At 45.4% G+C, this 26,796-nt stretch carries 34 protein-coding genes, 1 tRNA gene and 1 other annotated feature; of the genes, 6 read left to right on the forward strand and 29 right to left on the reverse strand.

The window, feature by feature from the left end; all coding sequences use genetic code 11:
* Positions 1-86: 86 nt before the first annotated feature.
* Positions 87-422: a hypothetical protein gene (locus MZO40_RS03425; protein WP_082230244.1), complete on the forward strand. Its 336-nt coding sequence runs from the start codon at positions 87-89 to the stop codon at positions 420-422.
* Between the two features lie 165 nt (positions 423-587).
* Here the strand turns inward: MZO40_RS03425 and MZO40_RS03430 are convergent, their stop codons facing one another.
* From MZO40_RS03430 to MZO40_RS03520, 19 genes are all read right to left on the reverse strand, one after another.
* Positions 588-1,241, reverse strand: a complete 654-nt coding sequence (locus tag MZO40_RS03430) for an ABC transporter permease (RefSeq protein WP_003638609.1) — start codon at positions 1,239-1,241, stop codon at positions 588-590.
* Positions 1,241-2,176, reverse strand: a complete 936-nt coding sequence (locus MZO40_RS03435; RefSeq protein WP_088769611.1) for an osmoprotectant ABC transporter substrate-binding protein — start codon at positions 2,174-2,176, stop codon at positions 1,241-1,243. Before MZO40_RS03435 ends, MZO40_RS03430 begins: the two co-directional genes overlap by 1 nt.
* A gap of 14 nt (positions 2,177-2,190) precedes the next feature.
* Complete coding sequence (locus MZO40_RS03440) at positions 2,191-2,820, reverse strand: ABC transporter permease (protein WP_050338774.1); 630 nt, start codon at positions 2,818-2,820, stop codon at positions 2,191-2,193.
* The gene (locus MZO40_RS03445) at positions 2,817-4,001 is read right to left on the reverse strand and encodes a betaine/proline/choline family ABC transporter ATP-binding protein (RefSeq protein WP_162255255.1); all 1,185 of its coding nucleotides are present in this window, start codon (positions 3,999-4,001) and stop codon (positions 2,817-2,819) included. Before MZO40_RS03445 ends, MZO40_RS03440 begins: the two co-directional genes overlap by 4 nt.
* A 509-nt stretch (positions 4,002-4,510) precedes the next feature.
* Positions 4,511-6,205 (reverse strand): DNA repair protein RecN, encoded by a 1,695-nt coding sequence (recN, locus tag MZO40_RS03450; protein ID WP_050338776.1) that lies wholly within the window; start codon positions 6,203-6,205, stop codon positions 4,511-4,513.
* A 96-nt stretch (positions 6,206-6,301) separates the two neighbouring features.
* On the reverse strand, positions 6,302-6,760 hold the full coding sequence (locus MZO40_RS03455; protein WP_021336444.1) for an arginine repressor: 459 nt from the start codon (positions 6,758-6,760) through the stop codon (positions 6,302-6,304).
* An 83-nt stretch (positions 6,761-6,843) separates the two neighbouring features.
* Positions 6,844-7,662 carry a TlyA family RNA methyltransferase gene (locus tag MZO40_RS03460; RefSeq protein WP_105961828.1) on the reverse strand — a complete coding sequence of 273 codons (819 nt, stop codon included), beginning with the start codon at positions 7,660-7,662 and terminating at the stop codon, positions 6,844-6,846.
* Positions 7,663-7,674: 12 nt separating this feature from the next.
* Positions 7,675-8,565 carry a polyprenyl synthetase family protein gene (locus MZO40_RS03465; protein ID WP_105961829.1) on the reverse strand — a complete coding sequence of 297 codons (891 nt, stop codon included), beginning with the start codon at positions 8,563-8,565 and terminating at the stop codon, positions 7,675-7,677.
* The gene (locus MZO40_RS03470) at positions 8,558-8,788 is read right to left on the reverse strand and encodes an exodeoxyribonuclease VII small subunit (protein WP_003638601.1); all 231 of its coding nucleotides are present in this window, start codon (positions 8,786-8,788) and stop codon (positions 8,558-8,560) included. The genes MZO40_RS03465 and MZO40_RS03470 overlap by 8 nt, the downstream gene beginning before the upstream one ends.
* The gene (xseA, locus tag MZO40_RS03475) at positions 8,788-10,131 is read right to left on the reverse strand and encodes an exodeoxyribonuclease VII large subunit (protein ID WP_105920913.1); all 1,344 of its coding nucleotides are present in this window, start codon (positions 10,129-10,131) and stop codon (positions 8,788-8,790) included. The genes MZO40_RS03470 and xseA overlap by 1 nt, the downstream gene beginning before the upstream one ends.
* Positions 10,124-10,984 carry a bifunctional 5,10-methylenetetrahydrofolate dehydrogenase/5,10-methenyltetrahydrofolate cyclohydrolase gene (locus MZO40_RS03480; RefSeq protein WP_050338780.1) on the reverse strand — a complete coding sequence of 287 codons (861 nt, stop codon included), beginning with the start codon at positions 10,982-10,984 and terminating at the stop codon, positions 10,124-10,126. The genes xseA and MZO40_RS03480 overlap by 8 nt, the downstream gene beginning before the upstream one ends.
* A gap of 146 nt (positions 10,985-11,130) precedes the next feature.
* Complete coding sequence (gene nusB / locus MZO40_RS03485) at positions 11,131-11,550, reverse strand: transcription antitermination factor NusB (protein ID WP_003638598.1); 420 nt, start codon at positions 11,548-11,550, stop codon at positions 11,131-11,133.
* Positions 11,547-12,005, reverse strand: a complete 459-nt coding sequence (locus tag MZO40_RS03490) for an Asp23/Gls24 family envelope stress response protein (protein WP_003638597.1) — start codon at positions 12,003-12,005, stop codon at positions 11,547-11,549. Before MZO40_RS03490 ends, nusB begins: the two co-directional genes overlap by 4 nt.
* A gap of 47 nt (positions 12,006-12,052) precedes the next feature.
* Entirely contained in the window at positions 12,053-12,610 is a 558-nt protein-coding gene (efp, locus tag MZO40_RS03495; RefSeq protein WP_003638596.1) for an elongation factor P, read from the reverse strand.
* Between the two features lie 70 nt (positions 12,611-12,680).
* A complete protein-coding gene (locus MZO40_RS03500) occupies positions 12,681-13,745 on the reverse strand; it encodes a Xaa-Pro peptidase family protein (RefSeq protein WP_105920912.1) in 1,065 nt (354 codons plus the stop codon).
* A gap of 169 nt (positions 13,746-13,914) precedes the next feature.
* Entirely contained in the window at positions 13,915-14,193 is a 279-nt protein-coding gene (gene rpmA, locus MZO40_RS03505) for a 50S ribosomal protein L27 (RefSeq protein WP_003638594.1), read from the reverse strand.
* Positions 14,194-14,217: 24 nt separating this feature from the next.
* Entirely contained in the window at positions 14,218-14,553 is a 336-nt protein-coding gene (locus MZO40_RS03510; RefSeq protein WP_003638593.1) for a ribosomal-processing cysteine protease Prp, read from the reverse strand.
* 22 nt (positions 14,554-14,575) lie between these two features.
* On the reverse strand, positions 14,576-14,884 hold the full coding sequence (gene rplU, locus MZO40_RS03515) for a 50S ribosomal protein L21 (RefSeq protein WP_003638592.1): 309 nt from the start codon (positions 14,882-14,884) through the stop codon (positions 14,576-14,578).
* A gap of 22 nt (positions 14,885-14,906) precedes the next feature.
* Positions 14,907-14,980 (reverse strand) — a sequence feature (ribosomal protein L21 leader region).
* 61 nt (positions 14,981-15,041) lie between these two features.
* Positions 15,042-15,671 carry a TetR/AcrR family transcriptional regulator gene (locus MZO40_RS03520; RefSeq protein ID WP_105961830.1) on the reverse strand — a complete coding sequence of 210 codons (630 nt, stop codon included), beginning with the start codon at positions 15,669-15,671 and terminating at the stop codon, positions 15,042-15,044.
* Between the two features lie 400 nt (positions 15,672-16,071).
* Between MZO40_RS03520 and MZO40_RS03525 the strand changes: the two genes are divergently transcribed.
* Positions 16,072-16,227, forward strand: a complete 156-nt coding sequence (locus MZO40_RS03525) for a hypothetical protein (RefSeq protein WP_003638590.1) — start codon at positions 16,072-16,074, stop codon at positions 16,225-16,227.
* Between the two features lie 85 nt (positions 16,228-16,312).
* Here the strand turns inward: MZO40_RS03525 and MZO40_RS17375 are convergent, their stop codons facing one another.
* On the reverse strand, positions 16,313-16,438 hold the full coding sequence (locus MZO40_RS17375) for a hypothetical protein (RefSeq protein WP_021336442.1): 126 nt from the start codon (positions 16,436-16,438) through the stop codon (positions 16,313-16,315).
* A 759-nt stretch (positions 16,439-17,197) separates the two neighbouring features.
* Positions 17,198-17,271 (reverse strand) — tRNA-Arg (locus MZO40_RS03530).
* Between the two features lie 159 nt (positions 17,272-17,430).
* Between MZO40_RS03530 and MZO40_RS03535 the strand changes: the two genes are divergently transcribed.
* The 3 genes from MZO40_RS03535 to MZO40_RS03545 all read left to right on the forward strand — a co-directional run bounded on the left by MZO40_RS03535 (position 17,431) and on the right by MZO40_RS03545 (position 18,518).
* Entirely contained in the window at positions 17,431-17,787 is a 357-nt protein-coding gene (locus MZO40_RS03535; RefSeq protein WP_105961832.1) for a hypothetical protein, read from the forward strand.
* Positions 17,788-17,909: 122 nt separating this feature from the next.
* Positions 17,910-18,110: a hypothetical protein gene (locus MZO40_RS03540; RefSeq protein ID WP_101873605.1), complete on the forward strand. Its 201-nt coding sequence runs from the start codon at positions 17,910-17,912 to the stop codon at positions 18,108-18,110.
* A 69-nt stretch (positions 18,111-18,179) separates the two neighbouring features.
* Positions 18,180-18,518 carry a hypothetical protein gene (locus MZO40_RS03545; protein WP_050338785.1) on the forward strand — a complete coding sequence of 113 codons (339 nt, stop codon included), beginning with the start codon at positions 18,180-18,182 and terminating at the stop codon, positions 18,516-18,518.
* A gap of 45 nt (positions 18,519-18,563) precedes the next feature.
* Here the strand turns inward: MZO40_RS03545 and MZO40_RS03550 are convergent, their stop codons facing one another.
* The 7 genes from MZO40_RS03550 to MZO40_RS03580 all read right to left on the reverse strand — a co-directional run bounded on the left by MZO40_RS03550 (position 18,564) and on the right by MZO40_RS03580 (position 24,692).
* Positions 18,564-19,103, reverse strand: coding sequence for a dUTP diphosphatase (locus MZO40_RS03550; protein WP_050338786.1), 540 nt, complete (start codon positions 19,101-19,103; stop codon positions 18,564-18,566).
* A gap of 15 nt (positions 19,104-19,118) precedes the next feature.
* Complete coding sequence (locus MZO40_RS03555) at positions 19,119-20,075, reverse strand: hypothetical protein (RefSeq protein ID WP_105961833.1); 957 nt, start codon at positions 20,073-20,075, stop codon at positions 19,119-19,121.
* On the reverse strand, positions 20,065-20,952 hold the full coding sequence (locus tag MZO40_RS03560; RefSeq protein ID WP_050338788.1) for a hypothetical protein: 888 nt from the start codon (positions 20,950-20,952) through the stop codon (positions 20,065-20,067). The genes MZO40_RS03555 and MZO40_RS03560 overlap by 11 nt, the downstream gene beginning before the upstream one ends.
* A 182-nt stretch (positions 20,953-21,134) precedes the next feature.
* Entirely contained in the window at positions 21,135-22,481 is a 1,347-nt protein-coding gene (glnA, locus tag MZO40_RS03565) for a type I glutamate--ammonia ligase (protein ID WP_050338789.1), read from the reverse strand.
* 44 nt (positions 22,482-22,525) lie between these two features.
* The gene (locus tag MZO40_RS03570) at positions 22,526-22,906 is read right to left on the reverse strand and encodes a MerR family transcriptional regulator (protein ID WP_021336435.1); all 381 of its coding nucleotides are present in this window, start codon (positions 22,904-22,906) and stop codon (positions 22,526-22,528) included.
* A gap of 111 nt (positions 22,907-23,017) precedes the next feature.
* Positions 23,018-23,953, reverse strand: coding sequence for a tRNA (adenosine(37)-N6)-dimethylallyltransferase MiaA (gene miaA / locus MZO40_RS03575; RefSeq protein WP_105961835.1), 936 nt, complete (start codon positions 23,951-23,953; stop codon positions 23,018-23,020).
* Between the two features lie 4 nt (positions 23,954-23,957).
* Positions 23,958-24,692 carry a glycerophosphodiester phosphodiesterase gene (locus MZO40_RS03580; protein ID WP_105921462.1) on the reverse strand — a complete coding sequence of 245 codons (735 nt, stop codon included), beginning with the start codon at positions 24,690-24,692 and terminating at the stop codon, positions 23,958-23,960.
* A gap of 99 nt (positions 24,693-24,791) precedes the next feature.
* Between MZO40_RS03580 and MZO40_RS03585 the strand changes: the two genes are divergently transcribed.
* On the forward strand, positions 24,792-24,968 hold the full coding sequence (locus MZO40_RS03585) for a DUF3042 family protein (RefSeq protein WP_003638579.1): 177 nt from the start codon (positions 24,792-24,794) through the stop codon (positions 24,966-24,968).
* Positions 24,969-25,017: 49 nt separating this feature from the next.
* Here the strand turns inward: MZO40_RS03585 and MZO40_RS03590 are convergent, their stop codons facing one another.
* Positions 25,018-25,431 (reverse strand): rhodanese-like domain-containing protein, encoded by a 414-nt coding sequence (locus tag MZO40_RS03590; RefSeq protein WP_003638578.1) that lies wholly within the window; start codon positions 25,429-25,431, stop codon positions 25,018-25,020.
* Positions 25,432-26,796: the final 1,365 nt, after the last annotated feature.

The following is a 26,796-nucleotide window of genomic DNA, read 5'->3' on the forward strand; positions in this document are numbered from 1 at the left end:
AAAATAATTTTTCCCGATTTAGGGCTTGCTTTTTAGAACGCCTGTTCGTATAATGGAAACACAAACAAATGTTCGAGGTGGCTATTATGCAAAATCAACAATCAAATTTAAAATTAATTTCTAAGAACTTACACGCTTCCTATCGCCAATTTATGGATGACTTTACTGCTGCCCCGACCATCGTTGCACCATTATTACCAACGATGCCGGCTTTCCAGCGGGATTTGTTCTTAAAGCAGGCGCATGACCAGCAGTACCACGTGATGCTACAGATGCAGCCCCAGTTAACGGAGGCCCACCCTTATAACATTCATGGGGTCCTCAAATATCTGGCGAGTGGTCAACTCGTCTTAGTTAACCACCAATTGCATCTGACGCATTTGGTCAATCTAGCGGCCGTGCGTTATGTCAAACGCGTTTAATTCAAATCAATAATCCTTGCATCGAAAGATGAAATCACGTTAATACAACCTTGCATATTCGCGTGGTGTTTTCGATGCAAATCAAAAAGATTGATGTTACAGCTCCACGAACTTCCCTGAATGAGTGAGTCGGAGTACCTGTAAATCAATCTTTTTTAATTACATCTATTTTTGTGTTGGATCCGCCCGTTTTTCAATCCAGGCTAACACCGTGTCAGAAATAATCGCCATTAAGGCCGTTGGTAACGCACCGGCGAGAATGATCGCCCCACCATCCGTGGCGTTAGTCCCACGAATAATGATGTCTCCTAAACCACCAGCACCAACGAAGGTCCCAATCGCGGTAATCCCGATAGCTAAGACCAACGCATTTCGCAAACCAGCCATGATAACGGATAGCGAAAGTGGTAATTCAACCATCCGTAGCAATTGCCAGCGAGTCATCCCCATCCCCTTACCAGAATCGAGAATGCTGGCACTAACATTTTGCATCCCGGTATACGTATTTTTGATAATTGGCAGCAAGGCGTACAAGAAGACCGTCACAATCACCGTATTAACGCCTAAGCCAAGTCCAATCATGATAATCGATAGCATCGCTAATGATGGAATCGTTTGAATCACGTTCGCAATGGCAATTACCGTTCCACTCAGCCGGCTATGATGGGCAATAAAAATTCCAATCGGAATGCCGACGATGGCCGCAAAAAGCACACCATAAATTGAAATCAAGAAGTGACGACTAAATTGACTCAAGACGTACACACCATTTTGTTGGTAGTAATAAATCAACTGTTCCAGCAAGTTCATATTAGCCATTATTTGTCACTCCCTTCAAAATAATTGTGCTTTTCAAGGAACTGTTTAGCGACCACTTCAGGTTCCACTAAGTTGTTATCAACTTGATAATTCAACTTTTGCATCGTCTTCAAGCTAATTTTACCATTCAAACGATTCAGAATCGGCTTCAACTTAGGATGTTCCTTTAAAATCTGATTCGTGGCGACTGCACTAGCGTTATATGGTGGGAAGAAGTTCTTGTCGTCCTTCAAAATCTTCAAATCATAACTGCCGATCCGTCCATCGGTGGAATACCCTAAGATGGCATCCATCTTACCGGATTCCAGTGCATCGTAGACCAGCCCAATTTGCATTGGATAGGTCTTACCAAACTGGTAACCGTACAGTTTTTGAAAGGCATCGTAACCGTCACCCTTACGTTCCAGCCAAGTTTGGTCAAGTCCAACCGTTAACTTGGAAGCCACCTTTTTCATGTCGCTGACCGTACTCAAGTTATACTTCTTAGCCGTTTGCTTGGTGACCATGAATGCATACGTATCCGCGAACCCATAAGTTGGGAAGTAGTGCATATCGTACTTGGTATTGAATTGACGTTTAACCTTGGCATCCGTTGCTTTAACGTTGCCACGATCCGCTTTTTCACCTAGAATAGTCGTCAAATCAGTCCCAGTATAGCGAATCGCAGAAATGTCAGCCTGACCATTCTTCAAGGCATTAAAACTAACCGTCCCGGACCCTAAGTTGTTAATAATGGTCGTATTCAAGTTAGAATAGTGTTGAATCATGTCTTGAATCACATAGGCCATAATTTGTTGTTCCGTCGTATTTTGCGATGCGATTCGAATCGTATCAGAAGACGTCCCGGATAAGCCAGGAAAACCACAGCCGGCTAGTAAAATCCCACTAGCAACTGTTGCGACCGCACCTAATAACCACTTTTTAAATTTTTTCATCTCAGTTTTCCCCCTTACGCTTGTGTGGTTCTTGGGGTGACAACTGCTTCCAGCTTACCCAATAGCCAGTCAACGATGAGGGCCAAAATAATCACGGGAATCGAACCACCCAAAATCAAATCGGTACGGTACAAGTTCAACCCGTTAAAGATGAAGTCACCTAGACCACCGGCACCAATATAGGAAGCTAGCGCTGCCCAAGCAATCACATAGGTTGCTGATAAGCGAATACCGGCCATGATCACCGGCGCTGCCATTGGTAATTCGACCTTTACGATCGACTGCCAATTGGTCATCCCCATTCCTTTGGCGGCATCAATCAGGGCTGGATCAACATCTTCCATCCCGAGATACGTATTCCGTAGAATAGGTAACAGTGAGTAGATGAACAACGCAATGATGGCAGGAATCGCACCAATCCCAAAGAACGGAATCATCAGTGCTAACAACGCCATCGCTGGAATCGTCTGGAGCATACTAGCAATTGACATCACGACGTTGGCGATTGGCTTGACCCGTGTCAGTAAAATACCGATTGGCACCGCAACAATCACCCCTAGTAACAGTGAGAACGCCGAAATGTAGATATGCTGCCACGTTTTAACAATGAGTTGCATCCCATAAGTCTGTAGGAAAGTAATCATGCTTGGTCACCGCCTTCAGCGGGCGCGTCGTCCTCCCCATGATGAATATTGTTTTCAGCTTCATCTTCGTCTTCATCGCCCCAAAGTGCATCGTACACGATATCAACCAAGGTTGCCCGCGTCACGATACCGACGAGTCGATGCTGATCATCAACAACTGGGATATTCTTTAGACCGCGTTTCAAAATCCGTTCAACAGTATCCCGAATCAAAGAATTGGATTGCACGTAGAACAAGTCAGTCTTCATGATATCACCGACACTCGTGGCTGAATTAAAGTTGTAATCAACATCTTCAATGCCAATCACACCCTTTAAAATACCCGCCTCATCAGTGACCAATAGCGAGTCGACACGCTTGTCATGCATTTGGCGTAAGGCGACCGTTAAGGACTTCCCAGGGGTCGTGGCAATCGGATCTTTTAACATCACTTGACCAACTGTCGTAATACTTGGCCGGGCTTGAATCAACCGATCCTTACCAATCAGGTTTTCAACGAATTCATTGGCTGGATGACGCAAAATGCCATCCGGAGTATCGATTTGCATAATTTTACCGCCGTCCATGATTACAATGCGCGTGGCTAACTTCAGCGCTTCATCCATATCATGGGTGACAAACACGAAGGTCTTACCTAAACGCTCCTGCAAGTCCTTGACTAAGTCTTGTAATGATTCCCGCGTAATTGGGTCCAAGGCCCCAAACGGTTCATCCATCAAGACTAAATCTTGGTCTGCAGCTAACGCCCGGACAACCCCGATCCGTTGTTGTTGACCACCAGAAAGTTCTGATGGATAACGGTCTAAGTAGTCTTCAGGCAATTCAACCAACTTGATCATCTTTTTGGCACGTTCGTTCATTTTTTCTTGGGGCCATTTTAATAACCGTGGCACCAACGTAATGTTGTCACGAATCGTCATATGGGGCATCAAACCAATGTTTTGAATCACATAACCCACTTGACGGCGCAATTTAACCGGATCAATCTGGCTAATATCTTTCCCATTAAGTTTAATGGTTCCGGAAGTCTGACTTAACATCCGATTAATCATCCGCATAGTGGTCGTTTTACCTGAACCAGACGTCCCGATGAAACAAACAAATTCACCTTTTTCGATTTCTAAATTAAAATCTTCAACGGCGACCTTGCCACCAGGATACGTTTTATTCAAATGTTCCATTGTCAGAAACAACCTCATCACTCCAACCATTTACTCAGTTTATTTCGTTTCCTAATAAACTGTACTGTAATCAAGCATAACTTATAATGAAAGTAAAATGCAAATAACAAGACATATAAAATATTTATATCAACGTCAATAAGCTAGCATTCATACCGTTTGAGCCCTGGTCAATAAATTTAGACCCGTGATTTACTGGCTTCAACATCATAATCAATCACATTATAACGTATTCTGTTCGGACTGTAGACCATTGTCACTTAAGAATTACCGCGTCCAAAGCATCCTGTCACCTGGCGTAATATCTCGGGTTGTTCAGACTTTCACGGGCAACCAAAAAAGGCCCACCATCACTGGTCGGTCTGATTTGAATGCTTATTTGAATTAAGGCGTAACAGTACTCGCTTAATCGAGCCGTCAGTTAGTTTACACCTCTGATTACTTGCCAGCACGTCCAATGACACTGTATCGCCTGCTAATTTGGAATTAAATCAGCTATGAAAAAAACATCATTCGTCCTTTTCTTCATCGGCCAGTTGCAATAGCTCTTCGGCATGTTCCAATGAAAGTTTAGTCACCTTCGTACCAGCCAGCATCCGGGCCAATTCTTTCACCCGGGCAGCGTTATCCAGTTTCGTGACACTCGTCTTGGTGCGTTTGCCGGTGATTTTTTTGGCAATGAAGTAATGATGATCACTCATTGCCGCTACTTGTGGCAGATGCGTGATACACAGCACTTGTGAAAAGTGTGCAATTCCATTGATTTTTTCAGCAATCGCTTGTGCGACCCGACCGCTGACCCCGGTATCCACTTCGTCGAAGATAATACTGGTGATTCCTTGTGATTCTGAGAAAATCGTCTTGAGTGCTAGCATCATCCGTGAGAGTTCCCCACCAGAGGCAATCTTAGCCAGTGGTCGCATTCGCTCACCTGGGTTGGTTTGAATGTAAAACTCGACACTATCTAAACCACTCCGATAGATTTGACCTTTAGTGGGCTTAAACCGAACTTCGAAAATGGCCTTGTCCATGTATAAATCTTTGAGCTCTTGATGAATCTGACGTTGTAGGACTTTGGCAGCCGTGCGCCGCTTATCTGACAAGGCCTCACCCGTCTTCAACAGTTTGTCTTTGGCATCGGTCACTCGTTGTGCGAGATCTTCACTATTTTCTTCTGAGTCAGTCATTTTGGCGAGCTCAGCGGCAATTTTTTGATAATAATCGAGAATTTGCTGTTCAGAATCACCGTACTTGCGTTTCAATTGGCTCAACACATCTAGGCGTTGCTCAATTTCATCTAGCCGCCCTTCATCGAATTCTTGTAAGTCTAACTGATTTGAGATTTGCCCAGCTGCATCCTGCAAGCCATAAAAGGCATTCTTGACATTGACGGTAATTTCGTTGAACGCCGAATCCAAATTGGCAATCGGCTCCAATGCATTCATCGCCGTCCCAACCATGTCGACAGCTCCAGTCGTTTCCTCGCCAGCAGCTAACAACGTATAGCTTTGTTGCAACGCCTGATTGATCATTTGATAGTTATCAAGCCGATCCCGTTCAGCAATCAGCGCCGCCTCTTCACCAACTTTAACTTGGGCAGCTGCGATTTCATCAACCTGAAAATTCAGCATGTCTAAACGTTGTGCCCATTCTTTTTCATTTGCATTTTTCTGTCGTAGTTCGCGATTTAATTGCTGATAGTGATCATACTGCTGTTGATACTGCTGCTTTAACTTCCGAATCTTGGCCGCAGCAAATTCATCTAATAGCCCTAAATGCTTTTCTGGTTGCATCAATTCTTGATGTTCGTTTTGTCCATGAATATCAACAATCGTTTCACCAATTTGCTTCAAAGTCGTCGTATTCACCAGCATGCCATTGATTCGACAAGTGTTGCGGCCACTCTTCGTAATTTCGCGTTGCAAAATCACCGTATTGTCAGCGTGGTCAATTCCTGCTTCATCTAACAGCTGAGCCGTCACGCCGTCCGCCGGCAAAATAAACATCCCCTGTAAGACAGCTTTATCTGCGCCCGTCCGAATAAATTCTGACGAACCGCGGCCACCTGCTAACAGGCCGACCGCATCAATAATAATCGATTTACCAGCACCCGTCTCACCAGTCAAAACTGTCATCCCAGCTTCAAAGGCAATATCTAAATGTTCAATAATTGCAAAATTCGTAATCGATAGTTCTTGTAACACCCGCAAGCCCTCCTTAAAAGCATTTGCGTGACCCAAAAGTTTTTGAAAAAAAGCGACCTGACACGCACGTGAACAGGTCGAAGATGGCTTACCAGCCTAATTATCGCTAAGTAAGCGTTGAATTTTTTGTTGCAACTCGAGTGTCATCGCGAGCGATTTGCAGATAATCAAGACGTTGGCATCATCACCAAGCGTCCCAAAAATTTCTTCATAATGCATCGCTTCTATTAACGTTGCTAGCGCCGGCCCATTACCTGGCAACACCTTGATGAGCACGAACTTATCCTGGGTCGCATAAGACACATAGGCATCTTTCAGCGTTCGCTTCAGCTTCTTCTCGGTATCCATCTGTTTCTGCACCGGCATACTATAATGGTAACCGCCCGTTGCCGAGGGAACCTTGACCAGCTGCATATCCTTAATATCGCGCGAAATCGTTGCCTGCGTCACGTCGATATTTTCGGCACGTAACAGCTTGACAAAGTCTTCTTGTCGTTCAATTTCGTTCGAACTCAATAATCGTTTAATGTAGCGTTGGCGCTCTTGCTTCTTCACCCGATCACCCCCGGTAGCTATTCATACTTATTTAAACACATCATAAGCCAAATTGCATAAATATGAAAGTCCGGATTTAAAAATTAGGCTTTGTTCAACTGTTCATAAGCAGCAGTCTGTGTTTTTTCGATTGAAACGGATGGTGCAACCCGTGGCGTTTCATCCGTGGCTTGTAGGTGAACCAAGAATTCGATATTCCCTTCACCACCCTTGATTGGTGAGAAATCAAGGCCTAAGACGTTGTAGCCATTTTCCTGGGCAAATGAAATAATATCCGTCAAAACGGCTTTGTGGACGGCGGGATCACGCACAATGCCGTGCTTTCCAACGTTCTCACGACCTGCTTCAAACTGTGGCTTAATCAATGCCACCACGGACCCACCAGTTTCAATAATCGCGTGCAGTGGTGGTAAGATCAAATGCAGCGAAATAAACGACACATCAATTGAGGCAAAGTTAGGCTGACCTTCCTTGAAGTCCGCTAACTTACTATACCGGAAATTGGTATGTTCCATGACCACTACTCGGGGATCTTGGCGCAATTTCCAGACCAACTGATTGCTACCGACATCGAGTGCATAACTCATTTTGGCACCATTTTGAAGTACGACGTCAGTAAAGCCACCCGTTGAAGAGCCAATGTCCAACACGGTCTTACCAGTCAAATCAATTTCAAAGCTCTTGAGGGCTTTTTCTAACTTTAAGCCACCCCGAGAAACATAGGGCATCGGTTTGCCCTTCAAATGTAAGGCGGTGGCCACTGGAATCTTCATCCCAGGTTTGTCCAAGCGTTCTTCATTTACGCCCAGAATTTCACCGGCCATCACCGCCCGCTTGGCCTTTTCACGGGTATCAAATAACCCCTGTTGTACTAATAATACGTCAACTCGTTCTTTTTCCATCTAAATTAGTCCTTAATCTGTAAAATACGTCAAGAAAGCTGCTAACAGTGTCATTTCACGCTCACTGATTGCTTGCGCTTGTTCCAAGGCCGCTTCAGCAGCCGCTACCGCCTGTTTGAGCGCCTGTTGCGCGCCATCGAGGCCTAACAAGCCCGGATAAGTGTTTTTATGCTCATCCGCATCCTTGTGCGTCGCCTTACCAAGTTCTTCAGGGGTACTGGTGACATCCAAAATATCATCATAAATTTGAAATGCCAACCCATACGCATCCGCATACGCTAATAAGGGGTCTTGAATTGCCGTTGGTACTTCGGCTTGAATTAGTCCGGCTTGAACAGCATAGTGGATCAATGCCCCAGTCTTTTCACGATGCAGCTGTTGCAAAGCTGGTAACGCCAGATGACGTCCCGCACCCAGCACATCCGCAACCTGACCAGCCACCATTCCTTTTGGACCAGTCGCTTGGGCTAAAGCGAGCGTTTGTTGCGCAATCATGGTTGCCGGCAAGCCACTATCTGCGATCCATTCAAACGTTAGCGGCTGCAACGCATCACCGGCCAAAATCGCGACATCTTCACCAAACTTGACGTGATTAGTTGGTTCCCCACGGCGCAAGCGGTCATTGTCCATTGCTGGCAAATCATCGTGAATCAGCGAATAAGTATGCATTAATTCTACCGCCGTACTGGCACGCAAATGTGCTGGTGTAATTGTAACCCCAAAGACATCAAGGACGGCTAGTGTTAGTAGCGGCCGCAAGCGTTTGCCGCCAGCTAGTACTGAATAACGCATTGACGCTGCCAACGTTGGCCGGTCTGAGCAAGCCTGTAACTGTTGGTCCAAATACTGATTGATTCGAGGTCGCCATTCGGCTTCAAAGGCTGCCAATTGTTGCTTATTCATTGGCGTCAGCTTGCTCAAACGGGACTTCGTCACCATTTTCATCCATCATCTTAGTCAGTGTCTTTTCGGCACCTTCAAGGGTTGCTTGTAACTGCTTGCTCAGCGCAACCCCTTTTTGAAATTGATCCAAGGCTTGTTCCAACGGCACGTCACCTTGTTCTAATTGGTTAACGATCGTTTCTAATTGTGATAAATTTTGTTCAAAAGTAGGTTGTTCAGCCATTATTTTCCTCCATCAATCTTAGTAACTTGAGCTTCAGCTTCACCATCAGTCATATGAATCGTCACAGTTTGTTGCGGTTGCAACTGCTTGACGCCATGAATGACCTGGTCCTCAGCAGTGACGAACGCATAGCCACGGGTCATGATCTTCAACGGACTCAACAAATCTAATGATTGAACCGTCTGCGTTAGCTGTTGGCGCTTTTGCCGAAGGACTAACTGAGTACTCCGATTTAAGCGCTGCTCCAAATTGGCTAGTTGCGTCTGCGCTTGGCGAACTTGGTGAATGGGTGTCTGTTGCCGTAACTGCTGAAAGACGCGTTGATATTGTTGATTAGCGACATTCAACTGGTTTTGACCCGCTTGTTTTAGGCGCTCGTTCAAGAAATCCAGTTTCTGCAAGTAGCCTTCATATAAGCGATTAGGCTGTGTGAAGACATACGAGGCCGTCAGCTTATTTAAACGTTGCCGGTCACGCTGGACCAAGTTTTGAAACGCGTTCAGCACCCGCGTCTGATCCTGCTTCAATTGTAGCAAGACATCATTGTATACCGGAACCGCCAGTTCTGCCGCAGCAGTCGGCGTTGCGGCGCGGACGTCCGCAACTAAATCCGCAATCGTCGTATCGGTTTCATGTCCGACCGATGAGATCACGGGTAATTGACTTTGGGCAATTGCGCGCGCCACGACTTCTTCATTGAACGGCCACAAATCTTCAATCGAACCACCACCACGCCCGATGATCAGGGTGTCAAAATCACCCTGGGCATTGGCACGTTCAATCTGTCGACTAATTTCGGCAGCCGCCGCGTCTCCTTGGACCTGGGCTGGAAATAGGACGATCTGCGCAATCGGAAACCGTCGCCGGGCCGTTGTGATAATATCTCGAATCACGGCCCCACTGCGACTTGTCACCACGGCAATTCGTTTTGGAAAACGCGGAAGCGGCTTTTTGGGCGCACTAAACAAGCCCTCAGCCGCTAATTTCTTTTTTAATTGTTCATAGGCTTGGTACAGCGCACCAACCCCATCTGGTTCCATTCGTTCAACGTAGATCTGATAACTACCACTCGGCTCATATAGTCCGATGCGGCCAACGACCAGCACCTTCATTCCTTCTTCAGGTTGAAACTTCACCTTGGCAAAGGCCGATTTAAACATGATGGCTGAAATCTTCGCATGGTCGTCTTTCAGGCTGAAATACTGATGCGTATTCGGCCGCGGCCGGTAGTTTGAAACTTCACCCGTTAGATAGACCTTGCCTAAATACGGGTCGACTTCAAATTTACGCTTGATATACTGTGTTAAAGCTGAAACCGTCAAATATTGTTGACTCTCACTCACGTACATCACTCCATTTTGCAAGTTCGACTGTCGTCTGCATCAACGTGGCAATCGTCATCGGGCCGACCCCACCAGGAACTGGCGTGATCAAGCCGGCGACCCCTTGTGCAGATTCAAAGTCGACGTCACCCACTAGTTTACCATTTTCATCACGGTCCATGCCAACATCAATAACCGTTGCGCCCGGCTTGATATCATCACCCGTAATTAAATGGGCAATCCCAGTCGCAACCACTAAGATATCAGCCGTACGGGCGACTGCTTTTAAATTCGCTGTTTTACTGTGGGCAATCGTTACCGTGGCGTTGGCATTCGTCAACAGTGCCGCCATCGGTTTGCCGACAATCGTACTACGACCAATCACCACCGCCGTCTTACCAGCAGGATCAACGCCATATTCATGAAGCATCGTCATGATACCGCGCGGCGTGTTGGCAACGGGATAATTCCCAGGAAAGTTGGTCAGTAACTTACCGACATTACTTGGATGGAACCCATCCACATCCTTTTTAGGATCAATCGCCATGGTGATCAGTGGCTCATTGATTTGGGCGGGCAATGGTGACTGCACCAAAATCCCATGAATACTTTCATCAGCATTGTAGTCAGCAATAATCGCTAACAACTCCGCTTGCGTCGTCGTTGCCGGTAATTGCCGAACGACGGAATGCATCCCCAATTTAGTGGCTTTGCGATTCTTATTTCGCACATAGATTTGACTGGCTGCATCGTCCCCAACGATAATGACAGCAATCCCCGGTTGAATTCCTTGCGCAACTAAATCCGCGACCGCCGTTGCTGTCTGTGCATTAACCTTCTTTGCTACTGCTTTACCATCAATAATCTTCGTCACAAGTGCCACACTCCTCTTTCTCTGTCTGGTCTTATTTTAGCATATTCATTGCCTTGATTTATGACAGGTTTTCTAATAACTTATTAAAAAAAGTCTGGCAAACAGCCAGACTTTTACGGTAGAACATAAGATTGTTCGGTTTTAGACTAATTGGCTTGATTTTTGACCACTTTGCCCAGGACACCACTCACGAATTTCCGTGACCGGTCATCACTGAACGCCTTGGCCAATTCAATTGCTTCGTTGACAGCGACCTTGGTCGGCACGTCGTCAACAAATTGCAATTCAAAGAACGCCATTCGTAAGATAATCAAATCCGTCTTAGCGAGGCGATCCAAGGACCACTTCTGACTAAGATAAGGTTGAATTTGAGCGTCTAATTCCGCTTGATGTTCACGAACACCAGTTACTAACGTGCTTAAATAAGCTGGAATCTCGATATCATCCGCTTCTTCAGGGTTGAGTAACTGTTGGAATAACTGATTTTCATCAGCGTCCGGGTTCGCATTTAACGCAAACAGCGCTTGAAATGCCTTTTCCCGGATTTCATGACGCGTTAAACTCACGATTCTTCACCATCTTCATTTTCATCGGCAGTGGTGTCTTCATCGCCAAACAAGTTGTTTGGATCGATCGCACTTTCAGTCTTTTCAGTCACGATACCCGTGATATGCACGTTTACTTCGCTCAGTGCTAGGTCAGTCATGAATAAAATCTGTTGCTTGACCTTATCCTGAATCGCCAACGCCACTTTCGGCACTGACACACCATAGTCTAAGTAAGCATAAACGTCCACACTAATTTGTGAATCGACGATTGTCAGCTTGACACCCTTACCAAGATTTTTCTTGCGACCGAACAACTCATTTACACTGGAAGAAATCGTTCCACGCATCCGGTTGACGCCATCAATTTGACTTACGGCGATGCCAACGATGATTTCAAGCACTTCTGGTGCAATTTGAATTTGTCCTAAGCTGGGTTCTTTGGTTTGTAACGTAATGTTGCTACTGTCAGCCATTTTGACATTCCTCCAATTCCATGTTTGCCGGTATTAGTTCGTTGAAATTAAGCCCGTGAAACGTAAGTGGAATCAACGGTGTTGACGATCAACTTGTCGCCCGCCTTAACGAAGAATGGCACTTGAATGATCGCACCAGTTTCCAACGTTGCTGGCTTTGAACCACCAGAAGCCGTGTCACCCTTGATACCAGGTTCAGTTTCGGCAACTTCCAAAGTAACCGTGTTTGGTAAATCAATCCCTAACACTTCACCCTTGTAAAGTGTCACTTGAACTTCCATGTTTTCCTTCAAGAACTTCAATTCGTTTTGAATGTGGTCGCCAGGAATTTCGATTTGTTCGTAAGTTTCAGTATTCATGAAGACATAACTGTCACCATCGGCGTAAAGGTACTGCATCGTACTCTTTTCGATTGGGGCTTGTTCCATCCGAGCACCGGCACGGAACGTCTTGTCTTGAACCGCACCCGTCCGTAAGTTCTTAAGCTTTGAACGAACAAAGGCGCCACCCTTACCAGGCTTAACGTGCTGGAATTCCACGATGCGCCAAATTGCGTTGTCTACTTCAATGGTCAAACCATTTTTAAAATCTGCTGTTGAAATCATTTTAAAAAATCCTCCTCAAAGATATCTTTATAACTATAACAAGACCAGGCCGTTGTGGCAACTGTCTTAACTATAAAATCAGTAAATCACGAGTGGCCTGTGTCAGCCGTTCATGTCCGGTCGCAGTCACGAGCACGTCATCCTCGATGCGCATGCCACCCAAATCAGGGAAATAAACGCCGGGTTCAACGGTTACCACACTATTGGGCACTAGGACCCCGGTCGTGTTTTTAGAGATCAGTGGTCCTTCATGAATTGCTAAACCAATCCCGTGGCCCATCCCATGGTTGAATGCGGGACCGTAGCCGGCATCCGTCAAAAGTTGACGACCAACAGCATCTAGCTCAGCCGTCGCTGCACCAGCCTTCACCTGATCCACCACTGCCTGTTGCGCCGCTTGAACCGCTTGGTAAGCCGTTGCCAGTTTGGCATCCGGCGTTCCAAGCGCAAAGGTCCGGGTCATATCAGAAGTATAGCCATTTAGAAAATAGCCAAAGTCCAATGTAACCAGCTGCCCCGCCTTAAGCAGCGCATCCGAGGCCGTCCCGTGTGGCAAGGCCGCTCGTGCGCCACCAAGCACGATGGTGGTGAAAGATGGCCCACTAGCGCCGTGTGTGCGCATAAAGGCATCTAGCAAGTTACTGACATCAATTTCACGCATGCCAGGACGAACGATGCTGGTCACGTACTCAAAACCGGCATCCGCCAACTTAGCGCTAGCACGGAGCTTGGTCAGCTCATCAGGTTCCTTAGTGATGCGCAAATCGTCGACAACGTCTGGCAGTGCCACCAAGTCACTGACCAAGTTCTCATCCAAATAGCTGTAGGCTGAATATGGAATCTCCGCCTCAAATCCCATGACACCAGTGTGCGTCCGTTCAATAATATCACAAACGGCCCCCAGATAATCACGGGTGATGACTAAGTGCTGGTCATCATAACGGGTAGCAAATGCAGTCTGGTAACGGGCATCCGTCACCAGATAAGCGTCATTCGCCAACACTAGCAAGTAACCGTCACCGGCCATGTCTGCCATTCCAGTCAAATATTGCAGGTTCGCACCGCTAGAAACCAAGAATGCATCGATTTTCAGTGGATCAAACTGATCTTGTAACCGCTCAACTCGAGTTTTCATACTGTCACTCCCATCATAACCTCACGCTTCATTATACCAAACTTTCCAAAACCTGAAGCTAATGATTTCAATGGCGCATCCAGTCAACGGTAAAATTAGCACCGTCGCCACGTGAGCTTATGCGCTGGCGTCACAAAAAAAGAGCCTCCATGCAGAGGCTCTTCAAAAATTATTTTGCTGGGTAAACAGAAACTTGGCGCTTGTCGCGACCTTTGCGTTCAAAACGAACGACACCGTCAGCCATTGCAAATAATGTATCGTCGCCACCACGGCCAACGTTTACACCTGGGTAAATATGGGTTCCGCGTTGACGATAAAGAATGTTCCCATTCTTAACAGTTTGGCCGTCAGCCCGCTTGGCACCTAAACGCCGACCAGCTGAATCCCGACCGTTGGCAGTTGAACCGCCACCTTTATGGTGAGAGAAGAATTGCAAGTTCATTAACATAGTAAAGTCCACCTCCGAATGTGGTTATCGTGTTTGTTCGCGAACTTGGATGTAATCTCCATAGTTCGCGGCCACATCGTTCAAACCAAGTGTGAAACTCGCCAGTAACGTCTGTAATTGGGTGTTCGCCAAGTCAAGCTTGGTAAAGTCCGCAATCAACAAACCACCATTGGTTTCATCACTTTGCACTGCGGGTTGTAAGTGGGCAACTTGTTCAATCCCATTGATCGTACTAATTGCTAACACCGAAACCGCCGCACAAACGATGTCTTGTCCATAAGCACCTGAATCAGCATGTCCCGTTAACTTAAAGGCGGTCACCTGACCGGTCGCATTACGGGAAATGGTTGCCTGAATCATAAAGGAATGCCTACTTTCTTAATTATGCATTAATTGTGTCGATCGTTACCTTAGTGTATGGTTGGCGATGACCCTTCTTAGTATGTTGGCCCTTCTTAGCCTTGTACTTGAAAGTAACCACTTTACGGCCACGGCCCTGCTTTTCAACAGTACCTTCAACCGTCGCACCATCAACAGTAGGTGTTCCAACCTTAGTTGTGTCGCCACCAACAAAGACAACTTGATCAAAAGTTACCTTGTCGCCAGCAGCAGCGTCAAGCTTTTCAACGTAAATTGCTTGGCCTGCTTCAACTTTATATTGTTTACCACCAGTTACAATAATTGCGTACACGTTTGTGCACCTCCTTAAATTATGAATCACTTAGACTCGCCGAATGTAAGTGCCATTGCTGAACTTAAGACTCAATCCGTGCGGTTGTAGCTGTAGAAGTCCACAAATACAACAGGAAAATATTATCAAATTTCCATTCAATAGTCAAGCAATGATTTTATTTGACAAAAAAATCAGTAAAACTGATATTACTCATCGTCATTAAATGATGCATCTTTTTGATACACTTCGTCAAATAATGTGGCGTATAGATCATGTCATTTTCCAGCCAGTCCGTAATCAACCCGACTGTCGCAGAAACATAATAAGCGATTTGAATGCTGACCGGCACTTCCAAATCTGCAAATTGCGCTTCAAATTGATGATAAAATTTGTCCATCCAAGTCGTCATCTGCTGGTTGATGCGCTGGTTCACCGCTAACTGCCGTTGATGGAGCAAGAGGGTCTCGAAGGCTTCTGCATGCTGACTAATATAGCCCAGTGCTTTCGATAGCGACAGCACCTGCACACGTTGCAACGGATCGATTGGATTAGTCATAATATCTCCGACCGACACCGTGACCATCGCCGTCTCAAACAGCTCCGTGACCAAATCATCGAGGGCCTGATCAACAAAGGCGGATTTGTCCTTATAATGAAGGTAAAAAGTTCCACGCGTCACTGACGCCGTACTGGTCAATTTTTGCACAGAGATGTTCTCCACTGATTCTGTTTGTAATAAGGTAATTAATGCTTTTCTTAGTCGGCGCCGAGTTTTATCGACGCGCGGGTCCACTTCATGGCTCATGTTTACTTCCCTACTTTCATTTCATAACTAATATAACATTAATTACTAAGAGCGTCTAACAGTTACTGATTACCCAGACAAAAAGTTTAATTACGTCTAACATCAAACAGAATATCAAGGCAAGCGCCACTACTCTAGGGAAGCCAATCTTACCGACATAGCGGGCTTTGAGCGTCCTCTACTGGTAATTTCTCACCCATTTCATCGCACCTTGATCCATAATCAGGCACCGTAAGCATCGCTGTAAAGGATTTTATCTTGACAACCAGGTAAAATAACCGGTATACTAATAATGCAATTTTTAGGAAAAGTCTGGCTTTTCCTGTTAATTCGGTTGCAATGTACACTATTCTTGTTTAATATAGTCGTTATTGGACTAATCAAAGGAGGGACATCTCTTATGACTGTTGTTGCAAAACCATATAACACCTGGGCGGCACGTCGGCCAGTTGCAGGCAAGCAAAAGCGCGTTCGTCGCGAAAAAGAAATTGCTGCTATCCAACGTTGGGCTGCCGGCAAGACTGACACCATCGAAAAAGCACCAAAACTTAAGTAATTAAAAAAAGAACTGCTCATTACGATGAGCAGTTCTTTTTTTAATTTGATTGTATAATACCGATGTGCGTAAGAATCCCCGTTGACTAACGGTCATTACGGGAAGCAGTGAAATGCTTACTGCTTGCATTCTCTTTGGCAACAAAGTTTGAATAATATTGGACGCCACCAGCGATGGCGATGATACCGACAATTGCAACTACTGAACCCATAAGAATTCTCCTTCCTTGTTACATGATTATTATCGTTTTGTTACAGCAATATTTCAAGTGAAACAAATCGGTTTAATGCTTTTTTTGCATTTCTTTAACTTTTCTTAATGGTTGTTGGTTAATTTCCCTTTTTTAGTCTCGTTTTAGCTTGGATCTTTAAGTCATTTATTTTCGTGTAAGCACCGACATTGTGACTGTTATTAAAGGGTTTATACCCGGTCGTTTTTCTGAAAATGATCTGTCTTGGCTGAAAGAAATTTAAGTCCTACGATCAACAGCGATTTTATCAGCAACATCCTCCACGTAATTCAATTGAGCTGATGTGCTTACTTTTTATTAACACAGTTCTGTTACAAATATTACAATCCGACGATATAAACTTGATGTATTCGCTAAAATCAAAACTATTTCTGAGCGACTGACGCTAGCTCTTAACTCGCCCCGCGAACAGCACGCTTGCCGGACGACAGCTTTCTGTCGTGTCGAAGTTACGTTCACATCCCAAAATAGCCGTCAATGTCAAATTGACCTAGTGACCATTAACCAGATTTTGCTTGCAGTTACCAGCAACGTCGATGACACAAATAATTTTCTTATCCGGCTGACCAGTCATTCTAAAAACAAAATAAGACATCAATTTCATGAGCACATTTTTCCAATAATTGCAGTTTTTAAAGACACACGAAAAATCAGGAACCCCGTTAAACGTTGATTTAACGGAATTCCTGATTTTTTGTTTTGCACCAATAGCTTCTAATATGTCACGAGTGAGACTTGAACTCACAACCCTCCGCTTAGAAGGCGGATGCTCTATCCAGTTGAGCTACCGTGACAACAACAAGATTAATTATAGTTAAGTTGTGGAAGTGTGTCAATTTATTATTTAAACATTGAATAAAAATCCAGTTACTGACAAATAACCAGGGTGAATTTTTCAGTTGAGGAAACTTTAATTAGGATGGAAATACACCAACCAAGGAGGAAACTTTTTTATGACACAAGACGAAAAAACTATCAACTTTATTGTAAGCTCTGCCACAGTGATATTCAGTGCGATAATTGGCAACGCTTATCCCGACGTCCCACAATGGGTGAGCTGCGCAATCGAGATTTGGATCCTCGCGTTCTTGTCTTTTGTCGTAAACCATCATCAAGTTGCCTTCGACCCAATTAAACAGCTAGATACAACCGTCTCGTGGACAATAGTACCATCATTGATCGCCATAGCTATTCTTATCGGAGACACGTCACTAGTTACTAATACACCAGTCCAACCTTTATTCAAAATCATGAGTTTGACGCTTTCTTCAATGCTAGTGGCGTATATGGGCAACATTGGAAGTAAGTAAACCTGAACTGACTCATCCCAACTAACATTCGCTGACCCAACAATCCAAGTGCATCGTGACCACCCCACCGACCAACGGGATTAAAATAGGCTTATTAATGGACCTCAGGGGGGCGTTCACCAATGTTAATCCGTCATGGCATCAGCAGTAACATCTATCTCAATGACACGCTCACGTTTATCCAACAAGGGCGCGCAACGTTTGAATTTCACAACAATTTACTGGTCGCACAACGACACTACCGACTGACGATACTAGCCTACCGCGCGTTTAACCAGTTTTATGCCGCGGAAAAGCAACGCGCGGAACAGTTGCTCGATTGATTCTACGATCAAATCAGCGCTCGCATCAGGGTCAAATAGTGCGTATAATATGACCTGAGGTGAACTGTATTGAAACTTGAAGCAATTGCCGGTAACGTGGCCCACGCCATCAAAGACCGGTCGACTGACACGCCGTTCGTACTGGCAGTGGAGTTTACGGACAAAGACTCTAAAGGAAAATCTGCGACTGGTTGCGTGATTGCGCGGATGCCTGACCACCAACACTATACCATCACCAGCAACGATTACCGCTACATGGACGCCGGTAAAGATATTTTAGCCGAGGAATTAGGTGCGTTCTTTGAATGTGATGACGACCTTGACCAGCGACAAACATTGATTGACCGTGTCAACGAGCTGGTGGCTCAAGATCCAGATAACGACGCCGAATTGATTACGGCAGACTAAAAAACCTAGTTACGTGAATGTGCTTGCTCGCGTAACTAGGTTTTTTTAATAGTGATCTGCTTGTCGTTGCTGATTAACTTGATTTTTAGCCGTAAACGCAGCCTGAATCTCGTCTTGCGTAAAGCCGAAGTCCACCAGCCCAATCTTCAAGAAAACGTGCCAAGCGTGCCGATAGCTCTCTTGACGATGATTGAAATAAGCATCATAGACCAAATGTTTGATGGCTAAGTATTGCTTATTCAAATCAGTGGCAGGCTTTGCTGCGATTTCCTGTAATTGCTCAGCGGTCAGTGGGATGAGATGGGTCCACTGCTGAATCGCTGAGACGAGGAAGAAGAAGTCCATCGCGTCGACGTATTCGTTTAAGAGTGTCTCGCGATGCGTCTTATCCGGATCAGCTTTGCCGCGATGAATTTTCCATACTTTGAACCACTCCGATGTATTAGCCATTTCTGCCAATTCCACATCGAGTGAGACCATCGCATTTTGTAGCCGTTCTTCTGGTCGCCAATGAATTTGTTGTCGGGCCGTGATATCACGGTCGAGACGAATAGATTGCTGTAACAATGTCGTTAATTCTAGCATCAAAATCCCCCATGTTTAAGCAAATACTAATGGATCCGCTTTTATTTCGAGTGAGTCGATATTATCTAGATACCAGTCGCGCATAAACCCAAAGTGCAAGAGCACGTCGAACCATGATACCGTTTGGTCAGGATCATGCACCGTCAATACCCACTTAGGGCTCGCACCGGCGTCAGCCGCATCAAAAATGTCGACTGTTAGCCCGGCCCGTAATTCGATCTGCGCGCCATGGCCCTGCTGTGAGTTCCGCAACATATAGTCATTTTCCGCCGCACTCACAAACAGTTTGTCAACGATTGCTTGGTCCAGGTCTGCGGCGCGTAATTCATACTTGGCCGCATTAGCAACATCCAAGATATTGAAATCAACGTTGAAACCGAAATCATCCTGTAAACAGTGACCAAACTTAATCAGTGTCGACAAGACCGTATTGATCTGATCAATACCCGTCCCCTTCAATAATAATTTATTAATAAATAAATTGGTGAACGCCGTACTATTGAAACGTAATAAGCGCCGTTCTAGATTAATATAAAAGAGTTGTTCGCCGGTCGTTTGTTCCCGGTAGTAAGCGCCACCATTCCCCGTTGCGACAACTTGATACAAGAACGTATAGTCATCGGTCAAAGCGCTGTAGACGTGGTATAACGCTTCAGTATGGCGTTGTGAGTTGAGAACGGCCTGTTCATCACCGTGCATCCCCAGTAAACGACTCATAAAAATCAGGTAGTAATCCGCATTCTGATACTGATGCGGGAATGTCACGTAGGCCGTATCCAGCTTAAAATCAGCTAACGTTTGGGCAGCCGCCAACAAAGTTTCCCCATCGGTCGTGTCGATCAATTGGTCCATCAAGGCCGTGAATCGTTCCCCGTTTGCTAAACCTTTCTTGAGGCCTTCATTAAAGGTACTCAGTTTGCCATGGGTGCTTAATGTCGCCGTATCGATTTGTGTGTCTGTATTATTCGCCATCAGCCGCTACCTGCGCCTTCCCAATCAGCGTTGTCAAGTAGTCCACGTAAAGACTACGGTTGCGCTCATTAAAATTCTCGAAACTCTTAAAGGCGTTTTCAATCGCTTGCTTTTCGTAAGCCAAAATCGTATCTTCCTTGGATAACGTCAAAATTTTAGCTTCGTTATCTTTCATGGTTGCGTGCGCATTATTCGCCTGTTCATCTTCGTCCGCTAACTTAGTCAACTGGTCAATGATCTGTTGGCGTTCTTCCTTGATGCGGCCAGAATCAAAGAGTGAGTTACGCTGACCATTTTCCTTCAATTGTTTGCGCAACTCATCTTTTTGGGCATCACGGTCAGACTGGGCATCAATTAGCTTTTGCAGTTGGTCGCTGCCGGCTGAGATTTGTTGAATCCGGTCCGTATTGAACCGTTTATGTGCCGGTGCCAGTTCAAAGGTCTTTTCAAGTTTGTTATATTCTTCGGAGCTGAATTCAAACGCAACTTTTAACACGTTCAGCTTACCGAAGCGACGCCGATCCCACCAATTACCAAAGTAGATCTGAAATTCCCCGAGTTGGGTCTCTTCATAGTAGAAAAATGGGTACTCGTGTGCTAGATAATCAATTAACTTGGTGCTCAAATAGTGACTGATTGCCGGATAAACGTCCGTAATTAAATCGACTTGGGCGTTACGGGTTGGATCCGGTTCCTCGTTAAGTAAGGCTTGGTGATAATGGTCACCATCGATCAATTCATAGATCAACCGGTCGTCACCAGCCGTTATTGCTTGGCGCACCGTGGTTACATAGTCTAACTTTTGTTGAAGTCGCTTCGTAAGCGCGCGCGTTGGTTGATCTTGTTTTTCAAGATCAGGCTGATTTTGTTTTTCCATAATAATCTCCTTGCAATCAATAATAATTGGATACTTGCTGAATTGCACTGCTATTCTTAATGTTACCGAAAATTAACCGATTAATAAAGGTCAACCCGACTAATTTACTAATTTTATAACAAAAACGGCTAGTTCGCCATTGAAGGTGCCCTAACCGTCTCATTTTAATCTAAATTAATCGCTTAGTACAATTCCATGTACTGATCGCGTTCCCATTCGCTAACTTGTTGACGATATGATGCCCATTCAAGTCGTTTAGCTTCCAAGAAACTCTGATAGATGTGTGGTCCTAACGCCTTCTTCATCGTTGGGTCCGTCTGGAATTCCTTCAGCGCGTTGTGTAAGGTCGATGGTAAATCGGCGATGCCAGCAGCGGCACGTTCATCCTCATCCATCACATAAATGTTACGGTCAACACTCTTTGGTGGTTCGATGCCATTCTTGATACCATCCAAGCCAGCTTCCAATACGGCTGCAAAGGCCAAGTATGGATTGGTTGAGGCATCAACACTCCGTAATTCCAAACGAGTGGATAAGCCACGCGCACTAGGAATCCGAATCATTGGTGACCGGTTTGAAGCAGACCAAGCCACGTAAACGGGTGCTTCATAACCTGGCACTAACCGTTTGTATGAGTTGACCGTTGGGTTGGTAACCGCCGTATAAGAACGGGCATGCTTCATTAAACCGCCTAAGAAGTGGTAAGCGTCAGATGACAATTCTAAGCCACTCTTATCACTAGCATCATAGAAAGCATTACCTTGGTCATGGAATAAGGACATGTTGACGTGCATCCCAGAGCCGTTAACACCATTCAATGGTTTCGGCATGAAGGTTGCCCAGAGATTATATTTACGGGCAATCGTCTTCACGACCAGTTTGAAGGTCTGAATATGATCCGCCGCTGACAACGCATCCGCATACTTGAAATCAATTTCATGTTGGCCCGGCGCCACTTCATGATGACTGGCTTCCACATTGAAGCCGAGTCGTTCGAGTTCAAGCGCGATATCACGCCGGCAATTTTCACCTAAGTCCATTGGTGATAAGTCGAAGTAACTCCCCTTATCATTCAATTCAGTCGTTGGTTCACCCTTTTCATTCATCTTGAAAAGGAAGAATTCTGGCTCAGTCCCACAATTAAACGACGTATAACCCGCTTCACGCATGTCGTTCAAGACCCGAATCAAGTTGTTCCGCGGATCGCCTTCAAACGGTTTGCGGTCAGCTGTATAAACTTCACAGATAATCCGTGCAATTTTACCATGTTCCGTGTTCCAAGGCATGATCAACCAAGTTGATAAGTCTGGATAGAGGTACATGTCACTTTCTTCAATACGAACAAACCCGTCAATGGATGAACCGTCAAACATCAACTTGTTATCCAAGAGTTTGTCGAGTTGTGAAACTGGAACTTCAACGTTCTTGATCGTGCCGAATAAATCGGTAAACATCAACCGCAAGAAATTAACGTTCTCTTCTTTGACGATGCGGCGAATATCGTCTTTCGTGTAGGACTGTTTTGCCATGAAAATCGCTCCTTAAATTGATTGACTAACGGATGCAAATACCTTTAGTGTGCCGGGTAATTGGGGCCCTTATCGGACTGCAATCGACCGAGATTCAGGAATTCGTCTTGAAGGATCCGGCGAACGTCGCGATCCGTTAGTGGTTTCGCCAAGTCAGCTTGCTTTTGTTCAGCACGCTGCTGTTGGAGCGCATAGAGTTCCTTAATACCTGCCATGTTAATGCCATCTGCTAAATAATCCTTGATTTCAAGTAAGCGATCAACATCATTTAACGAAAACATCCGTCGGTTACCGGCGTTGCGTTCTGGCGTAATCAAATCTTGTTCCTCGTAATAGCGAATTTGGCGTGCAGATAAATTGGTCAACTTCATAACCGTACCAATCGGCAAGACAGCTAACGAGCGACGCAGTTCCTTTTCCTTCATAACGACCCTCCTCTTTAATACAGACTTAATAATATCAATGTTATTATTGAATGTCAATCAATCATGTTAGAAAATATCACATGTTTTTATCTTAGGTATACCAATTTATAATTAGCTTAACCAACTAGCCAGCCGTTGGTCGATTGACGCCCGTAATTCGGGGTGTTCCAATAAGTCGACCCAATCAACGGTCATCTTGTTGCGGAACCAGGTCAATTGGCGTTTAGCGTACCGCCGCGAATCTTGTTTGATGGCCGCAATGGTCGCGTCACGTGATTGCGTGCCGGCAAAATACGGGAACCACTCGTGGTAGCCGATGCCCTTACCCGCTGGCAAGTCCGCACCACCCTGGTCGTACAGCCAACGCGCTTCCGCTTCTAGGCCAGCAGTCAGCATTAAATCGACTCGCTGATTGATTCGGTCATAGAGCAGTGACCGTTCCGCCGTCAGACAGAGCGTATACGCGTCGAGCGTTTCAGTAGCGGTGTCAGCTTGAGCTGAAAACAGTTGGCCGGTCGTATGCAGATACTCCAGCGCCCGCACGACCCGAACCAGGTTAGCGGGTGCAATCGCTGCCGCCGCTTGGGGATCCCGTTGATTCAAGGCATCCCAGACCGCTTGATTGCCGGCATCGGCTGCACAGTCAAACCATTGCTGGCGATACGCCATATCGGGCGCATTATCGTTGGGTCCGAACTGATACCCTGCCAAGAGTGACTGTAAGTAAAAACCGGTACCGCCAACGATGATTGGCAGTTTTCCCCGGGCAGTGATGTCATTGATCAGTGCCGTGGCGCGACTCACGAACTCGGCGACCGTAAAACGTTGATCAACCGTTTTAATATCGATCAAGTAGTGCGGAATGCCCGCACGTTCGTCAGGCATGATTTTGGCCGTCCCAATGTCCAGATGCCGATAAACTTGCATCGAGTCACCGGAGATGATCTCGCCATTCAATTGCTTTGCGAGTGCCAGCGAAAGCGCCGTTTTGCCGACAGCAGTCGGTCCAGCGATCAAAAGAACTTTATGTTTAGGTGTTGTGGCCACGTCTCTAACCTCCTTGAACTTGTTGCCGAATTTGGCGTGCCAACCCAGGATAATCCGTAATCAGGCCGGCAAAGCGATGGCGGTAACAAAAACGCATATCACGAGCCGTATTGACCGTCCATGGTCGTAATTGGACTTTGGGTAACAGAAACCAATGAAAGCGAACCCAGCGCATATCCGGATGATAACCCAAGACAATGTGCTGCGCGTGCAATCGTTTGGCCGTTTGAACTTTAGCCTTGAAGAGACTGTCGGATTCTACTTCTGGTTGCAAGATGTGCAGGCGCTCGATCGACTTACCATAAAAGCTTGAATAAACCAAAGTAAATGGGACGGAATGGTGTTTGAAATAATCTGCGACTAAATCTTCAATGCCGTCATAATGGATCTTATTGGTTTTGATCTCGAGATTAAAAATACCGGTAAACTGGCGCTCAATCAGGAGCTGAACGACTTCATCCAAGGTTGGAATCCGTGTTCCGACATAGGCCGGATCGTATTTGACACCAGCATCGAGTTGTTTTAATTCCGCCAGTGTCAAGTCTTTGATATACCCGGTTCCAGTGGTCGTACGGTCGACTTGTTCATCGTGCATAATGATGAGATGCCCGTCTCGCGACAAGTGCACGTCCGTTTCGATACCATCCGCACCATCTTCCAGCGCCGCAATAAACGCTGGTAGCGTATTTTCAGGACGGGTCCCCTTACTCCCACGATGGGCAATAATCTTAGTCAGCATCTTTTTTCACCCCACATTTATAAAATTTAGTTTGAATTGATTGCTATCTTCACGCAAAACAAGCATAATAAAACTAACAATTGCTAGGAGGTTTAACTAATGAAATCATTTACTCGTGGCTTCTTATTCGGAGTTGTTGCAACTGCCGGCGCTGTGATTGGTTCTGTCTTATCATTTAAGAAACAAGTGGTAGACCCAATCGAAGACCAAGAAAACAAATTCGAAGAAAACCGTAAAAAGGCTTTGCGCAAGAGTCGCTCTGCTCACAACGGTTAATTAACTAAAAAATGGTGGCTGAACAAGTTGTTGTTCTAGCCGCCATTTTTTAATACTTCGCTTTTTTCGTCTTGCCTTCCCAACGTGCATATCCGGGTTTTAAAATGTATAGCTGTGAATAACCGTTTTTAGCTAAAGTTACCACTGCCCGTGTGCTTAACGTGTGGGTCTGGTCATAAACGTAGATTGGCATGTCCTTACGAAGCTCGCCCATCCGGACCTTCAAACTATTGAATGGAATGTTACGGGCACCCAAGATATGACCGGCATCGAAATCTTTCTTCTCACGCAAATCAATGACTTGAGCCTTCCGCATCCCAGCTTGAAATTCAGCTTCGTCCAGCATCGTTGAAACTTGCCGGCGCCGAATATAACTATATAACTCATAAATAAAGTAGGCTGCAATTATGATAACTAACACAATGTTAACATAAGTCAGACCGCTTACTGCACCTAAAACCACGTTATCCCTCCTAATTTCCACTTACCTATTTTACACAAAACCGCTTACTTTTACTAGGGGTAAGTGGGAAATGCATTGATTAAACCGTTACCAATCATTTCGTACAGTGCTTTGTTCTACTGGTAGGCACAACGGTCCTCTGGTCGGAACGATTAAACTGACTACGCATTGTGCTAGTTAATTTGTCATGATTCATGGTTAGATCATGCCATTTTATAAGTTCAAGAACTGCCAGCTGAGACCCGCTGGAAAAAGTGCGACTTAGCGTAAACTTGCTGTTGTGGAGACGTCCTAGGCCGGCCTCCAGGCATTCTGGGCAATGGCCGGAGCGTGGTGGACACAGATTTAAGCCGACAACCCACGTCTTAAATACTGGTCTTTCACTAACCAAGCCAAAAACGCTTGCTAAGTGAAATTTCACCACTTAGCCTTGCCCAGAATACCTTCCAGCCGGGACCCTATTCGAAAGGCAGACATGTGTGAACCCAACCTTTTTTTGATTAGTCGTTGTTTTCACGGTACAAAGCCATTTTGACATTCAACTGTCAGACTAGTTCTAACAATAACCAAGCTTCCTGACCCATGATTTAATGCTCCGAACACGCGTCCTCACTGAAAATGTGAGATTTTTCTCTAGTCGCCTGAGATAGAAAAGTCCCAGAATTGTATGCACAGGTGAGTTTATTGACTAAATTCGGGGACTAAATTCAAGACTAGTGTCCATTGGGATTTTTGAAAAATATTCAGGTAATCCTCTCAGTACTCAAATGCCATAAATCATCATCGATACCGATTGAAATTTACCTAAAGGACCAACCACTTAACGTTCAGCGGTCAATTGTACCCAGATAGGTGGCCGTTCATCTGCCATTCGAACGGCTTCCCGACCGGAGGGGCCGACTGACAATGCTCAGTAGCCAAATTATTCTTAGTCGGAAGTGTTTTTCTTTCGGCTTAGAATAAGACTCGTATTTGAAATTGCGCAGTGATTTTCTGAGTGAGTTCAAATCGATGTCGGCTGCGCTCCAGCAATTGTCAGCCGGCCCCGGAAGTCGGACTAAGACGTCCATCGGCTGACGAACCGGACGCCAATTTGGCATGATTTAACCATCTTTAGGGCTAAAGAATAACTATCACAACGCGTAACTGACTACTGCGATATTACGAATTACGCCATGAGTTTCGGCGTGAGTTCAAATCGATGCTCGGCTATGTTCCAGCTATTGTCAGTCAGCTCCAGAATTCGGACTAAGGCGCGCACCGGCTGACAAACAGTGAGCTAAACAATTGGTGTGATTTAATCATCGCGCCACTAAAAAACAACTAACACAACGCGTTACGCATTGGCTACTTTTGACCTTAATA

The organism is Lactiplantibacillus sp. B652 (assembly GCF_023806745.1).
GTDB classification, from domain to species: Bacteria; Bacillota; Bacilli; order Lactobacillales; family Lactobacillaceae; genus Lactiplantibacillus; species Lactiplantibacillus pentosus.